Below are 15,345 nucleotides of genomic sequence, written 5' to 3' on the forward strand. Positions count from 1 at the left end.
CTCCGAGGACGACTTCAACCGAGACACCCTGGGTGACGCGTGGAACGTCACCCACCCCGCCGCCGTGAAGCTGGAGGACGGGGCGCTGGTGGTGCAGAACGTGGGCAACCGCCCGGTGTGGCTGAAGAAGCCCCTCCCGGAGAACGCCGTCATCGAGTTCGACGCCTGGGGTGACAGCCCCGAAGGCGACATGAAGGTGGAGGCGTGGGGCGACGGCCGCTCCTTCTACGCGGGCGACCCGCGCCTTCAGTACACCGCCACCGGCTACGTCTTCATCTTCGGCGGCTGGAAGAACACCCAGTCCATCATCGCGCGCCAGCACGAGCACACCAACGACCGCGCCGTGCGCGACGGCGCCGCGGTGGTGCCCGGCCAGCGCTACCACTTCAAGATCACCCGGCGGGACGGACTCCTGTCGTGGGAAGTGGACGGCAAGCCCTTCCTCACCCTCCAGGACGCGTCCCCGCTCTACGGCCCCCGGAACCAGTACTTCGGGTTCTCCGGCTGGCAGACGCGCGTCCACTTCGACAACCTCAAGATCCAGCCGCTTTAGCCTTCCCCCGGGCGGCGGAGGAAACACCCGTGCGCAGAGTCGGAATCTTCGGCTGGGGCGTGGTCGCCCCGCGTTCCCCCAACATCGAGGCCTTCGCGAAGAACCTCGCGTCGTCCGAGACCTGGCTGACCCCCTTCAACGGCTTCGGTCCGGACAACTTCCTCGTCGGCACGCCCACGTTCAACCTGGCGGACTACAAGCCGTGGATCGACGAGCGCTTCCCCGCCAACCGCTTCTCCCAGTTGGAGCGGAAGATGGGGCAGCCCACGCAGTACGCCATCGGCGCGTTCATCCAGTCGCTGTCGCAGAACCCGGGCATCGAGAAGGAGCTCCAGCAACTGGGCACCAAGGCCCACGTCTACGTGGGCACCGGCCTGGGCGACCTGCCCACCATCCAGCACATCTCCCTGGACCTCTACCGCGCCCAGCGCCGGTGGGACCGCTTCTGGGCTTCCCCGGAGCGCAACGGCGCCCTGCGCCAGTGGCGTGAGACGCGCGAGCCCCTGCCCGGCCTGCCCCCGGAGCCCTCCACCATCGAAGAGGTGGAGCGCGACAAGGCGGAGGACGACTGGTGGCACTTCTGGGCCGGCCGCTCGCCGGAGCTGCGCGAGTACCTGGAGGAGCTGCGCGAGATTGAAGCCATTGGCGTGCCCGACGAGGGCGACGTGGAGTCCGCCAAGCTGTCCGTCATCAAGGAGAAGCGCACGCGCAACGGGCGCCTGCAGAAGAAGTGGAGCGCGCCCGAGCCGCCGTGGAACGCCGTGTCCTCCAACGTGCTGTGGAACATCCACAACACGCCCGCGTCCCAGGTGTCCATGATGGGGCAGATTACCGGCATGACGTTCGCGCCGGTGGCCGCGTGCTCGTCCTTCGGCTACGGCCTGAAGCTGGCCATGAACTCCATCCGCCTGGGTGAGGCCAAGGCCGTGGTGCTGGGCATGACGGACGCGGCGCCCAACCCGCTGGTGGTGGGCGGCTTCTACAACGCGCGCGTCATCTCCGCGGACGCCGCCGTGTCCAAGCCCCTCACCGCGCTGCGCGGCACGCACATCGCCGGAGGCTCGGTGGTGTGGGTGGTGGGCGACTACGAGCACTTCACGCAGAAGGGCTTCAAGGCGCTGGGCCTGGAGCCCGTGGCCGTGGGCGTCACCGCGGACGCGGACCACATCATCACCCCGTCCAAGGAAGGCCCCACGCTGGCCATCCGCGAGGCGCTGGGCGCCGCCGGCTGTCAGCCGCAGGACGTGGGCAGCTGGGACCTGCACGCCACCGCCACCCCAGGCGACTTCCTGGAGGTGCAGAACCTGCGCGACGTGCTGCCGGAGTCCGTGCTGATTACCGCGCGCAAGGGCACCTTCGGCCACGGCATGTCCGCGGGCGGCGGCTGGGAGCTCACCGCGCAGTACCTGGGCGCGGAGGCCGGCAAGGTGTACCCCACGCCGCTGGCCGCCCCGGAGCTCAACAAGCAGATCGCCAAGGTGCACGGCCGCTTCGTCTTCAACCAGGAAGTGGCGGCGCCCGAGGGGTGCTCGGGCAAGCTGTCCATGGGCGTGGGCGGCATCAACGCCTGCGTCATCTCCCGGCCCTGGAAGTAGCGCCGGAGGCGCCGGGCCGCCGGTGGACGCGTTGTCCCGCGTCCCCCGGGTCAACCCTTGGGCACCGCCACCATGTCGAAGTCCGGGATGCGTTCACGCATGAACTCGCGCATCCGGTTGATGAGGGCCGCCTCGATCTGCCGGGCGCGCTCGCGGCTGACGCCGTACTTGTCGCCGATGTCCTGGAGCGTGAGCGGCTCGTCCGCGGTGAGGCGGTGCTCGAAGATGTAGCGCTCCTTGCCCTCCAGCGTCTGGGCGAAGGCGGCCAGGTTCTCCCGGAAGAGGGCCTTGAGCTGCTCGCCCCCCAGGCGCTCGTCGGCGGGCACCGCGCTGGACGGCAGGTAGCGGTCCGCCCGGGTGGAGCCCGAGTCCCCGTCGTTGCCCAGCGGCGCGTCGAGGGACACCTCGTCGTGCCCCAGCCGCTGGTCCATCTCCACCACGTCCTGCTCGCTGACGTTGAGCCGCTCCGCCAAGAGGCGCGGGCTGGCCTCGAAGCCCTGGGAGATGAGCTTCTCCTGCTCCTGGCGCAGCTTGAAGAAGAGCTTCCGCTGGGCCTCGGTGGTCCCCAGCTTCACCATCTTCCAGTTGTCCATGATGTAGCGAAGGATGTACGCGCGGATCCACCAGGCGGCGTAGGAGCTGAGCTTCACCCCCCGGTCCGGGTCGTACTTCTTCACGGCCTGCATCAGCCCGATGTTCCCCTCCTGCACCAGGTCCAGCAGGGACAGGGGGTTGCGGTGGTACTCGTGGGCCAGCTTCACCACGAGTCTCAGGTTGGAGGCCACCAGGCGGTAGGCCGCCCGCACGTCCCCCGTGGACTGGTACTCCTTGGCCAGCCGGTGCTCCTCCTCCCGGGTGAGCAGGGGGTGCTTCGTCACCTCGGCCATGTAGGCCTGGAGGGGGTCCCGGTTGGTGAGGGCGCTGCTGCCCTCCGCGCGCACCAGGGCGGCCGGCCGGGCGGCGCGGGCCGGAGCGGGGACCTCCTCGATTTCCGCCTCCGCTTCGTTCAGCTCCGCCAGGTCCGGCTCCAGGGCGTCCGGGTCCTGGGAGGCCTCCTCCACCTCCTCCTCCGGAGCCTCGGGCGGAGCCTCAGTCGCGGATTCCCGGGCCTTCCCCGGCCGGGCGGAGGCCGCGGGGCGCTTCGCGCGGGGCCGGGGGGCGGCCGGACCATTGGTTCTCTTCCTCCCATTCGCCATGCGCGCTCCATACCCCAAAGTGCCGCGATTGTTGCCAGAGGGTAATGCAGGGGCTATGCCCATGCCCGATGAGCGACATCCAAGAGCCCACGCCGGGAGCCCCGGCACCTGACGAAGCAACGACGCGTCCCGGCGAGTACATCGCGGACGTCAGCTTCGAAGAAATGAACCTCTCCGAGCCCCTCCGCCGTGCACTGGCGGAGCGCGGCTACACCAGTCCCACCCCCGTCCAGGCCAAGGCCTTCGGTCCCGCGATGGCGGGCAAGGACCTCATCGTCCGCAGCAAGACGGGCACGGGCAAGACGGCCGCCTTCGGCCTGCCCTTGCTGGAGAAGATCCCCGCGGACGAGAAGCGCGTGCGCGCCCTCATCCTCTGCCCCACGCGCGAATTGGCGCTCCAGGTGGCGGAGGAGCTCACCACCCTGGCCAAGTACAAGGGCGTGAAGGTGGCGGCCATCTACGGCGGCGCCTCCATGAAGCAGCAGGAGGACGCGCTGGAAGAGGGCACGCCCATCATCGTGGGCACCCCGGGCCGCGTCTTCGACCACATCAACCGCGGCAACCTCAAGCTGGACGGCTGCGACCACGCCATCCTCGATGAAGCCGACGAGATGTTGAACCAGGGCTTCTACGAGGAGGTGACCCGCATCCTCGACCGCCTTCCGAAGACGCGCCAGGTGCTGCTCTTCAGCGCCACCGTCCCCACGGACATCCAGAACCTCATCGCGCGCTACACGACGAACGCGGAGACGCTGCTGTTGTCCGGCGACGTCTTCACGGTGGAGCACATCCACCACATCCGCTACGACGTGTCGGACCAGTTCCCCAAGCCGCGCAACCTCATCTACATCCTGGAGAAGGAGGAGCCCTCCAACGCCATCATCTTCTGCAACACGCGGGATGACACGGCGCTGGTGACCGCGGTGCTCAACCGCAACGGCTTCGACGCGGAGCTGCTCAACGGAGACCTGCCGCAGAAGGAGCGCGAGCGGGTGATGGGCAAGGTGAAGCGCGGCGAGGTGGCCTTCATGGTCGCCACGGACATCGCGGCGCGCGGCATCGACATCTCCGGGCTGGAGTACGTCATCAACTACTCCCTGCCGGAGGACCCCGCCGTCTACCTGCACCGCGTGGGCCGCACGGGCCGCATCGGCAACAAGGGCACGGCCATCAACCTCTTCTCCGGGCGCGAGCTGGCGACGTTCACCGTGCTGGAGAAGAAGTTCGGCATCAAGTTCGAGATGCGTGAGATGCCCGCCCCCGAAGAGGCGATGCACCTGTGGACCGAGCGCCACTTGCGTGAGCTGCGCGAGGGCATGGGCTCCAGCATCTTCGAGGGCTTCCTGCCCCTGGCCTCGCAGCTCAAGCAGCGCCCGGACGCGGACGACCTCATCGCCTTCCTCATCAAGTACTACTTCAGCCGCCTGCGCATGGAGAAGGCCCAGGCCGCCGGTGAGACGGAGAAGCGCGAGCCGGCGCCGGAGCGCAAGCCCATGGAGCGCCGGGGCAAGGACCGCGAGCGCGACCGCGAGCGTCCCCGCCGCGAGGACCGGGGCGAGCGCGCCGAGCGTCCGCGCCGCGACGAACACCCGGACCGCGAGCGCCGTCCGCGCCGCGACGAGCCGCGCCGTGAGGACCGCGGTGAGCGCCGGGGCGCCGGCTCCGCCGCGCTGGAGGCGGGCCCGGGCGAGACGAAGCTCTGGGTGAACCTGGGCACCGCGGACGGCCTGGGGCCGGGCAGCATCGCCACGGCCATGGAGGACGCGGGCGCGCCGCTGGGCAAGATGGTGCGCGCGGAGCTGCGCCCCACGTTCGCGTACGTCTTCGTGGCGGAGGAGGACTCCGCGGGCTTCGAGGCGCTCAACGGCAAGCAGCACGGCGGCAAGACGCTGCGCGTGGAGAAGAGCAAGCCGCGCAGCGAGCGCGACGCCACCAGCACCCGCCCGCCCCCGTCCCCGGACGCGGGCCCCGGCGAGGTGAAGCTCTGGGTGAACCTGGGCATGGACGACGGCATGGACGAGGCGAAGCTGCCCGCCACGCTGGAGTCCCTGGGCGCCCCCGCGGGCAAGGTCATCAAGGCCCTCACCCGCCCCACCTACGGCTACGTCTACGTGCCGGAAGGTGACGCCGCGGACTTCGAGTCGCTCAACGGCAAGGCGCACAACGACAAGCCGCTGAAGCTGGAGCGGCACCGTCCGCGCGGCCAGCGTGAAGAGCGCCGCCCCCGTCACGAAGCGCTGCCGGACGTCCCCGGCCAGGCGCGCCTGTGGGTGGGCCTGGGCCGTCAGGAGGGCCTGGACGAGGCGGGCGTCACCGCCGCGCTGGAGGCCGCGGGCGCTCCGGCGGGCAAGGTGCTGCGCACCGACCTGCGCCCCACGTACGCGTACGTCTTCGTCGCGGAGGAGGACGTGGCGGGCTTCGAGTCCACCCACGGCAAGCCCCACGGCGAGGGCAAGACGCTCAAGGTGGAGCGCGCCAAGCGCAAGTAGCGCTCCGCGGCTCCGGGGCCCTCAAGGCTCCGGAGCTGCTTTCTTCCTGCGGGCCCGGTGGTAGTGCGCCACGCACAGCCCCCGGGCCAGCACGGGCCGGCCGCACTCCGGTGAAGCGCAGGCCGCGCTGGCCTCCTTCGCCGGAGGAGCCGAAGCGCCCGGCCCGCCGCTGAACATCGCCTCCGCCACGGCCAGCAGGCGGTCCACGTCGTCGCGCCCCAGCTTCTTCAGCCGCACCCACTCCACCAGCCGATGAGCCCCCGCGTCCTCCGCGTCCTCCAGCCGGAACAGCTCCCCCAGCGGCAGCTCCAGCGCGGCCGCGACCTGGAGGAGCGTGTCGTAGCTGGGGTTGCGCTCGCCGCGCTCCAGCAGGGACACGAAGCTCACGGAGATGTCGCACCGGGCGGCGAAGTCCTCCTGGGTGAGGCCCCGGCGCTCGCGCAACGTGCGGATCCGCCGCGCCAGTCCCTGCAGGGACGAACCGGCGTCGCTGTCGTCCGGGGAGGGGGGGCGCATGGACGTCCCCATCGTAGCGCAGCCCTTCTGTTAAGGTTTTCCGTCTGTCCTCAGGAGTGAAGCCCACCATGAACGCCGTCGACGGCACCAACTACTACTTCCGCAAGGCCGCGCGGGTGATGGACGTGGGCACGCCCATCGAGACGCTCCTGGCCACGCCCCTGCGCGAGGTGAAGGTGCAGGTGTCCATCGAGATGGACTCCGGCGAGATCCGCACGTTCCTGGGCTACCGCATCCAGCACGACAACAGCCGCGGCCCCATGAAGGGTGGCCTGCGCTACCACCCCGCCCTGGACCAGGACGAGTGCGTGTCGCTCGCGTCGCTGATGACGTGGAAGACGGCCGTGGTGAACGTGCCCTACGGCGGCGCCAAGGGCGGCGTGGCGTGCGACCCCGCGCAGATGAGCCTCAAGGAAGTGGAGCGGCTCACGCGCAAGTTCGTGGATCAGATCCAGGACGTCATCGGGCCCACGCGGGACATCCCCGCGCCGGACGTCAACACCAACCCCCAGGTGATGGCCTGGGTGATGGACCAGTACTCGCGCTACCACGGGCACTCCCCGGCGGTGGTGACGGGCAAGCCCCTGGAGCTGTACGGCTCCAAGGGCCGCGAGGCCGCCACCGGGCGCGGCCTGCTCTACGTGTGCCGTGAAATCCTGCGCGACCTGGGCATGCCGGTGAAGGGCACGCGCTTCGCCATCCAGGGCTTCGGCAACGTGGGCAGCCACATCGCGCAGCTCATCTGGGGCGACGGCGGCGTGGTGGTGGCCGCGTCCGACGTGCTGGGCGGCATGTACAACCCCATGGGCCTGGACGTGCCGTCCCTCTTCGAGCACGTGAAGCGCACCGGCACCGTCACGGGCTTCAGCGGCGGCACGCCGTGCTCCAACGAGGACGTGCTCGCCGCGGACTGTGAAGTGCTCATCCCCGCGGCCCTGGGCCACGTGCTCACCCGCGACAACGCCAACAGCGTGCGCGCGCGCCTGGTGGTGGAGGGCGCCAACGGCCCCACCCAGCCGGAGGCGGACGACATCCTGGAGAAGCGCGGCATCTTCGTGGTGCCGGACATCCTGGCCAGCGCGGGCGGCGTGACGGTGAGCTACCTGGAGTGGGTGCAGAACCTCCAGCACGTCTCCTGGGAAGAGGACCGCGTCAACGCGGAGCTGGAGAAGACGATGAAGGAGGCCTACGACCGGGTGGCGCAGATTGCACGGTCTCGTAAGGTTTCCATGCGGACGGCCGCCTACATCCTGGCCATCGGCCGGGTGGGCAAGGCCACGGTGCTGCGCGGCATCTGACGCACCCCGCCGCGCACGCGGGCAGGCAGGCGTGGGGCTCCGGGCCGCTTCCGTGCGGGGCCCGCTTCCGCTACACGCCCGGCCATGATGGTCACCCTGCAGGACATCCAGGCGGCGCGCGAGCGGATCCGCACCGCGCTGCGCCCCACGCCGTGCCCCGCGTCGGACTACTTCACGGAGAAGACCGACTGCGCGGTGGTGTACTTCAAGCTGGAGAACCTCCAGCGCACCGGCGCCTTCAAGGAGCGCGGCGCGCTCAACAAGCTGCTGACGCTGACGGAAGAAGAGAAGCGCCGCGGCGTCATCGCGGCCTCCGCCGGCAACCACGCGCAGGGCGTGGCGTACCACGCGCGCCGGCTGGGCATCCGCGCCACCATCGTGATGCCGGAGCGCACGCCGCTCATCAAGGTGACTCGCACGCGGGATGACTACGGCGCGCGCGTGGTGCTCAAGGGCGCCAACTACGACGAGGCCTACGCGGAGGCCCGGCGCATCCAGGCCGCCGAGGACCTGGTCTTCGTGCACCCCTTCGATGACCCGCACGTCATCGCGGGCCAGGGCACCATCGCGCTGGAGCTGTTGGAGCAGTGCCCGGACCTGGAGCTGGTGGTGGTGCCGGTGGGCGGCGGCGGGCTCATCTCCGGCATCGCCGTGGCGCTGAAGCAGACGAACCCGCGCATCCAGGTGGTGGGCGTGCAGGCCTCCACCATCGCCAGCATGAAGGCGTCGCTGGATGCCGGGAAGCGCACGGAGCTCGCCAACGCGGGCACCACCATCGCGGACGGCATCGCGGTGAAGGTGCCGGGGGAGCTCACCTTCGAGCATGTGAAGAAGTACGTGGACGCGGTGGTGACGGTGGACGAGGAGGAGATCGCCGCCGCCATCCTGATGATGCTGGAGCAGGAGAAGTCGGTGGCGGAGGGCGCGGGCGCGGCGGGGCTGGCGGCGCTCGTCAACGGCCGGATTCCCCAGGCGAAGGGCAAGCGCGTCGCCATCATCGTGGGCGGCGGCAACATCGACATGAACGTCATCAGCCGCATCATCGAGCGGGGCCTCGTGAAGGCGGGCCGCCTGGTGCAGCTGGAGGTGCGGCTGCCGGACCGGCCCGGCGTGCTCGCGCGGCTCACCACGCAGATCGCGGAGATGCGCGCCAACGTGGTGGACCTGCACCACGACCGCGCCTTCTCCAAGGCGGGCCTGGGCGAGGCCACCGTGGAGGTGATGCTGGAGACCACCGGGCACGCGCACATCCAGGAGCTGATGGCAGCGCTGGAGGCCCAGGGGTGGCAGGTCGCCCGGACGTAGGGCGGGGAGGCTTGCGCGGGCGCTCGGGGCTTCGGCGATACTCCGGAAACCCATGAACACGCCCCTCTTCGCCCTGCTGCTCCTCGCCGCCGCTCCTCCCGCGCAGAAGGCGAAGGAGCTGGCCGCCCACAAGGAGTGGGAGGAGCTGTACCTCGCGTTCGCCGCCGCGGACCCCGCCTCCTACCCGGAGGCGCAGCGGCCGTCCGTGGCGGCGCCGCTGCTCAAGGGCTGCGAGGCGCTGCTCGCGGACGACGCGGTGATGGCGTACTCGCTGGGCGAGCGCGCCGTGGCCTTCCAGGAGACGGCGGGCGGCCTGCGCTGCCTGGCGCGCTCCGCGCTGAAGACGGATCAGCGGGCCTCCGCGGAGGAGGCGCTGAAGAAGGGCCTGGCCACCTTCCCCAAGGACGGCGCGTTCGCGCTGGAGCTGGGCCGGTTGCAGTTGCAGGACAAGGACCACGCGGGGGCGCTGGCCACGCTGCAGCAGGTGCCCGCGAAGTCGAAGGAGGCCGCGGAGGCGAAGAAGCTGATGCAGCAGGCGCGCGCGCAGGTGTCGGAGGAAGGGGCCGCGCGGCGCGAGGCGGAGCGCCTGGAGCTGCGGATGAACGGCGAGCCCGGTCCGGGGGACACGCGCCACGCGAAGGCGACCGCGGGCGGAGAGGTCCGTCCGGCGAGCCTGAGCTACGAATCCGGCGTGGGCAAGGACGGCATGCGCGTGCGCCAGAACAGCCGCTTCGCCATCCGCTACTTCAACAGCGACCGGGACTTCGGGCAGCGCGCGGAGTACGAGGGCAAGGTCGTGTCCGCGCTCGATGAAGCCTATGACTTCACCCAGCGGACCCTGGGCCGGGCCCGCGAGCGGCAGCTGAACGTGGTGCTCTACACCCGCGACGAGTTCGCCACGCACCTGGGCCCCTCGTACGCGGCCCGGGTGGCGGGCCTGTACCACGACGACGCCATCCGCATGAACGACGCGGCGGAGCTGACGCAGGCGACGAAGGCCACCCTGGTGCACGAGTACGTGCACGCGGCGGTGGACGAAATCTGCCCGCGCGGCGGCGGCGCCCTGCCCCGCTGGTTCAACGAGGGCCTGGCCGAGTACATCGAGTGGCGCTACCTGGGGCTGGACGGCCCCCCGCGCTACCTGCGCGACGTGATGAAGGGCCAGGCGAAGCAGGGGCGGCTGCCGAAGCTGTCGGACATGGATTCCCAGGCGCCCATCTCCATGTCCCAGCCGGAAGTCGCCTACGGAACATCCGCCATGGCGGTGCGGGAGCTGGTGCGGCTGGGGGGCCAGGAGAAGCTCCTGGCCTTCATCCAGAAGGCGGGGCAGGCCGAGTCCTTCCAGGAGGCCCTGAAGGCCACCTACGAGAAGGACTTCGCCGGCCTGGACCAGGCGGTGCGTGCCGCCCTCTCGGGGAGGTAGCGGCCGGTCGGGCGTGGCGGATTGGTTTACCCCCTGGCGGGAGTCCCCTACACTCGCGGGCCTCCAAGATTTTCGCTGCGGCGGTCCCCCCAAGACGCTGGCGCAGCAAGGTGACGGATGTCCGATACGCGCGCCGCGATGAGAGAGTTCCGCTTCCTGGATGAGAAGCGGAAGCTGGGAAGCCTGTCCGCTGTCGAGGAGGCTCGCTGGGTCGAGTTGCGCGGCCTTTTGGGCATCCAGGACGCGGCGGACACCGCGGCGGCGGCCCAGGCGTGGGCCCAGCCCGAGCAGCAGCCCCAGGGCTACTACGGCGAGGATGGCCAGTGGTACGCCTACCCCGCTGGATACGACCCCAACGCCCAGGGCTACTACGGCGAGGATGGCCAGTGGTACGCCTACCCCGCCGGCTACGACCCCAACGCCCAGGGCTACTACGGCGAGGATGGCCAGTGGTACGCCTACCCCGCCGGCTACGACCCCAACGCGGCGGCCTATGATCCGAACGCGGCGGCCTATGATCCGAACGCGGCGGCCTATGATCCGAACGCGGCGGCGGCCTGGGCGCAGCAGGGTTACGACCCGAACGCGGCGTATGACCCGAACGCGGCGGCGGGCTACGCGGCACCGGTGGATCCGCAGGCCTATGCCCCGCAGGCGCCCGCCGAGCCGGACAGCCTGAACCTCAGCACGGACGACATCGACATCCCCTCGCTGAGTGAACCCGCGCCGTGGATGCCGCAGGCGCCCGTGGCGACCTCGCCTGCCGCGGCGGCGGAGCCGTGGGGCACGAGCGCCGAGGAGGACTTCTCCGGGCTGTCGGCGGAGACGCCGCCCCCGGTGGAGGCCGCCGCGCCGGAGCCCTCGCTGGAGGATTCGTTCGCCGACCTGTCGATGGAGGTCGAGTCGGAGGCCCAGGCCCCGGCGGCGTCCGGACTGGATCCGATGGCGGAGGCGCTGGCCTCCGCGGAGCACGCGGTCGGAGAGGCGGAGCTGCTGGAGGCCGAGCCCGTCCCCGAGGCGGTGATGGCCGAGGACCTGTCGCCCGTGGACGCGGCGTGGGACGCGGCGCCGCTGGCGGTGGAGTCCGAGGAGTCCCGGGCCAGCGCGCTCGATACCGCGCCGCTCGCGGTGGAGCCGGCGGCGACGACCGAAGGCGCGGCCTCGGAGTGGGATTGGAGCGACGTCGCGACGGCGGAGCCCGCCGCGCCGGTGGAAGCCGCCGTGCAGGAGGCCCAGGCGGTCGCCACGGAGACGGCGGAGGCGTGGGGGACGGACGCGGCCCCTGTCGCTGGAGCGCCGGAGCAGGGTGGAGAGATCGCGCTTGGCGCGGGTGACATCGCCGAGGCGTGGACCGACGGCGCCGCGGCCACGGAAGTGCCCGCGGAGGAGATCGCCCTGGACGCGGGCGACGTCGCCACGGACTGGCAGCCGGAGACGGCCAGCGCGGGAGCCTGGCAGTCCGGTGGAGCAGCCACCGGCACGACCGAGGTCGAGGCTGCGTGGCAGGCGACCGCGGAGGCGGAGGAGATCCCGCTCAGCACGAGCGACGTCGCCACGGACTGGCAGGCGGATGGCGAGACTCCGGCGGCCGATGCGACCGCGCTCGGCACGAATGACGTCGCCACGGACTGGCAGGCCGCGGGTGAGGCCCCGGCGGACGCGGAGATCGCGCTCGGCACGAGCGACGTCGCCACGGACTGGCAGGCCGCGGGTGAGGCCCCGGCGGACGCGGAGATCGCGCTCGGCACGAACGACGTCGCCACGGACTGGCAGACGGCTGGCGAGACTCCGTCCGCGGACGCGGTCGCGCTGAGCACGAACGACGTCGCCACGGACTGGCAGGCCGCTCCGAGTGCTTCATCGGAAGGCGCGGGGGAGATCGCCCTCGGTGCCGAGGATGTCGCCACGGATTGGCAGGCCGGCGCGACGGAAGCCCCTGCCGGGGAGATCGCCCTCGGCACGAGCGAGGTCGCCACGGATTGGCAGGCGGCCGCGTCCACCGACGCGAGCGCACTGGCCTCCGGCGATGCGGTGACGGAGTGGACGGCAGACAGCGCCGACGCCACCGGGGCGCCCGCCGAGGAGATCGCGCTCGATTCGAGCGAGGTCGCCACGGATTGGCAGTCGGACAGCGCCACGTCGGCGCAGGCCTCCAGTGAGGAGCTTGCGCTCGGCGCGAGTGATGTCGCGACGGAGTGGCAGGCCGACAACACGGCGCCGGTGCAGGCCTCCGCCGAGGAGATCACGCTCGGCACGGATGACGTCGCGACGGAGTGGCAGGCCCATGAGCCGGCGGGTGCCGCCGCCGAGGCGTGGCAGGCTGGCGCGGAGACGCCCGCCGAGGAGATCGCACTCGACGCGAACGATGTCGCCCACGAAGGCTCCGCGGAGGGGTCCGTTGGCGGCGCTGCTTCGGCGGTCGCGGAGGGTGTGGAGGCGCAGACCTTCGACGTGGCCGACCTGGGCGCCGAAGAGGAGCAGCAGCTCACTCCGCCGCCCTCCCCGTTCGCGAATGAGCCGGGCATTCCGTCGCTGCGGATCCGCAGCATCCCGGTCGGCCCGGACATCGAAGCCGACACGCTGGAGCTCGGCTCGGACGATGTCGAGCCCGCGGCCGAAGTGGCCCCTGCATCCGAACAGTGGAGCGAGCTGAGCGGCAGTGCCGGCGACGCCGTGCCGCTGGCCACCGCCGCCGAGTCGCTCGCCGAAGCGCAGTCCACCGAGTCGTCGGCGTGGGACACCTCGGGTCAGGCTGCGCAGGCGTGGTCCGCCGAGGGCGAGCCCTCGGACTCCACCGATACCGTGGGCTTGCAGGACACGTCCGCCGCCATCGAGCTCCAGCCCGAGTGGGCCGCCGATGCCGTGGAGCCCGCCGCCCCCATCGAGTTCCAGCCCGAGTGGGCCGCCACCGCGGACACGGCGGAGGGAACCGGTTCGACGCAGGCGTGGTCCGGAACCGCGTCGGCCGAACAGCCGACCACGAACGCCGCGCCCGCGTGGGATGCCCCGCCCGCCGATTCCGCATGGGTCGCCTCCACGGCGGTGCCCGTCGCGGATGCCCCGGCCGAAGAGGCTCCGCTGATCGAGGCCCAGTCCGATTGGGCCACGCCGGAGGCCGACGCCGCGCAGCCGGCACAGGCGACCGAATGGAACACCACGGAAGAAGCCGCTCCCATCGAGGCCCAGCCCGAGTGGGCCACGGAGGAAGCCGCCCCCGTCGCCGCGCAGCCGGAGTGGGCCGCCGCTGAAGAAGCCCCCATCGAAGCGCAGCCCGAATGGGCCACGGAAGAAGCCGCGCCGCTTGAGGCCCAGCCGGAATGGACCGCCGCTGAAGGCACCTCCACCGTTCCCACGCAGCCGCAGTGGGGAACCGCCGAGGCCGCGCCCGTCGAGGCCCAGCCCGAGTGGGCCGCGGCTGAAGAAGCGCCCATCGAAGCCCAGCCCGAATGGGCCGCGGCTGAAGAGACAGCGCCCGTCGCCGCGCAGCCGGAGTGGGCGGCCGAAGAGGCCGCACCGGTCGCCGCGCAGCCGGAGTGGGCGGCCGAAGAGGCCGCACCGGTCGCCGCGCAGCCGGAGTGGGCCACGGAAGAGGCCGCGCCTGTTTCAGCGCAGTCCGACTGGGCCACCACGGACGCGACGCCTGCCGCCGCACAGCCGGAGTGGACGACGGGTGAAGCTGCGCCGCTCGAGGCCCAGCCTGAGTGGGCCACGGAAGAAGCCGCGCCCGTCGCTGCTCAGTCCGAGTGGGCCACGGAAGAAGCCGCGCCCGTCGCTGCTCAGTCCGAGTGGGCGACCACGGAAGCCGCCGCGCCCACGGCACCGCAGTCGGAGTGGGCCGCGACCGAAGAAGCAGCCCCCATCGAAGCCCAGCCTGAGTGGGCCACGGAAGAAGCCGCCGCGCCCGTCGCTGCTCAGCCTGAATGGGCCACGGAAGAAGCCGCCGCGCCCGTCGCTGCTCAGCCGGAGTGGGCCGCCGAGGAAGCCGCCCCCATTGAAGCGCAGCCCGAGTGGGCCACAGCGGAAGTCACCGCGCCTGAGGCCGCGCAGTCTGCGTGGGCCTCGACGGAAGCCGCTGCGCCCGTCGCCGCGCAACCCGAATGGGCCGCCGAAGAAGCCCCCATTGAGGCTCAGCCCGAATGGGCCACCGAGGAAGCCGCCCCTGTCGCCGCACAGCCGGAGTGGGCTGCGGCAGAAGAGGCCCCGCTCGAAGCACAGCCTGAGTGGGCCTCGACGGAAGCCGCCACGCCCGTCGCCGCGCAGCCTGAATGGGCCACGGAAGAAGCCACGCCCGTCGCTGCTCAGTCCGAGTGGGCCTCGACGGAAGAAGCCGCGCCCGTCGCCGCGCAGCCTGAATGGGCCACGGAAGAAGCCGCGCCCATCGAAGCTCAGCCCGAGTGGGCCACGACGGAAGCCGCTACGCCCATCGAAGCACAGCCTGAGTGGGCCACCGAGGAAGCCTCCCCCGTCGCCGCGCAGCCTGAGTGGGCCACCGAGGAAGCCTCCCCCGTCGCAACACAGCCCGAATGGGCCACCGAGGAAGCGGCCACTCCCGTCGCCGCGCAGCCCGAATGGGCCGCCGCTGAAGAGGCCCCCATCGAAGCGCAGCCTGAATGGGCCTCGACGGAAGCCTCCGCGCCCGTCGCCGCGCAGCCCGAGTGGGCCGCCGCCGAAGAAGCTCCCATCGAAGCGCAGCCCGAATGGGCCGCCACGGAGGCCGTGACCCCGGGCGCGGAGCAGCCGTGGGCCGCCACGGACGCCTCCGCGCAATCGGAGTGGGCCGCCACCGAGGACTCCTCCGCGAGCTCCACCTGGGCCCAGCCGTCCACCGACGCCCAGCAGCCCTGGGACGCCCCGGTCGAGGAAGCCGCCCGCGAGTGGAGCGCCGCTCCCGCCACGCCGGAATGGGGCGCCCCTGAAGCCCCTGCCGCGCGCTCCGCCTGGGCCGCGCCCCAGGAGGCCCAGCCCGAGTG

Annotated in this window: 8 protein-coding genes and 1 pseudogene; 7 read left to right on the forward strand and 2 right to left on the reverse strand. The window is 71.6% G+C overall.

All coding sequences use genetic code 11. The annotated features are described in order from the left end of the window. Together D7W82_RS32010 and D7W82_RS32015 are read left to right on the forward strand one after the other, a co-directional pair. Positions 1–553, forward strand: a pseudogene (locus D7W82_RS32010) (hypothetical protein); the annotation flags it as partial. Positions 554–582: 29 nt separating this feature from the next. Beyond that, complete coding sequence (locus D7W82_RS32015) at positions 583–2,148, forward strand: beta-ketoacyl synthase N-terminal-like domain-containing protein (RefSeq protein WP_120621947.1); 1,566 nt, start codon at positions 583–585, stop codon at positions 2,146–2,148. A gap of 50 nt (positions 2,149–2,198) precedes the next feature. Here D7W82_RS32015 and D7W82_RS32020 read toward each other — a convergent pair whose 3' ends face one another. Beyond that, positions 2,199–3,344, reverse strand: a complete 1,146-nt coding sequence (locus tag D7W82_RS32020) for an RNA polymerase sigma factor RpoD/SigA (RefSeq protein ID WP_120621948.1) — start codon at positions 3,342–3,344, stop codon at positions 2,199–2,201. A gap of 68 nt (positions 3,345–3,412) precedes the next feature. Here D7W82_RS32020 and D7W82_RS32025 point away from each other — a divergent pair, with 68 nt between their 5' ends. Then, positions 3,413–5,833, forward strand: coding sequence for a DEAD/DEAH box helicase (locus tag D7W82_RS32025; RefSeq protein WP_120621949.1), 2,421 nt, complete (start codon positions 3,413–3,415; stop codon positions 5,831–5,833). Positions 5,834–5,854: 21 nt separating this feature from the next. On the opposite strand, the gene D7W82_RS32030 is transcribed toward D7W82_RS32025, so the two are convergent. Continuing rightward, positions 5,855–6,349, reverse strand: a complete 495-nt coding sequence (locus D7W82_RS32030) for a helix-turn-helix domain-containing protein (RefSeq protein ID WP_120621952.1) — start codon at positions 6,347–6,349, stop codon at positions 5,855–5,857. 68 nt (positions 6,350–6,417) lie between these two features. Between D7W82_RS32030 and D7W82_RS32035 the strand changes: the two genes are divergently transcribed. From D7W82_RS32035 to D7W82_RS32050, 4 genes are all read left to right on the forward strand, one after another. Then, positions 6,418–7,647 carry a Glu/Leu/Phe/Val dehydrogenase gene (locus D7W82_RS32035; protein WP_120567581.1) on the forward strand — a complete coding sequence of 410 codons (1,230 nt, stop codon included), beginning with the start codon at positions 6,418–6,420 and terminating at the stop codon, positions 7,645–7,647. Positions 7,648–7,734: 87 nt separating this feature from the next. Continuing rightward, entirely contained in the window at positions 7,735–8,952 is a 1,218-nt protein-coding gene (locus D7W82_RS32040; RefSeq protein ID WP_120621953.1) for a threonine ammonia-lyase, read from the forward strand. Between the two features lie 52 nt (positions 8,953–9,004). Next, positions 9,005–10,375: a peptidase MA family metallohydrolase gene (locus tag D7W82_RS32045; protein WP_120621950.1), complete on the forward strand. Its 1,371-nt coding sequence runs from the start codon at positions 9,005–9,007 to the stop codon at positions 10,373–10,375. Positions 10,376–10,492: 117 nt separating this feature from the next. After that, positions 10,493–15,345, forward strand: a 4,853-nt coding sequence (locus D7W82_RS32050) for a hypothetical protein (protein WP_120621951.1), incomplete at its 3' end; no start/stop codon positions are given.

This window comes from Corallococcus sp. CA049B (assembly GCF_003611685.1).
Taxonomy (GTDB): Bacteria; Myxococcota; Myxococcia; order Myxococcales; family Myxococcaceae; genus Corallococcus; species Corallococcus coralloides.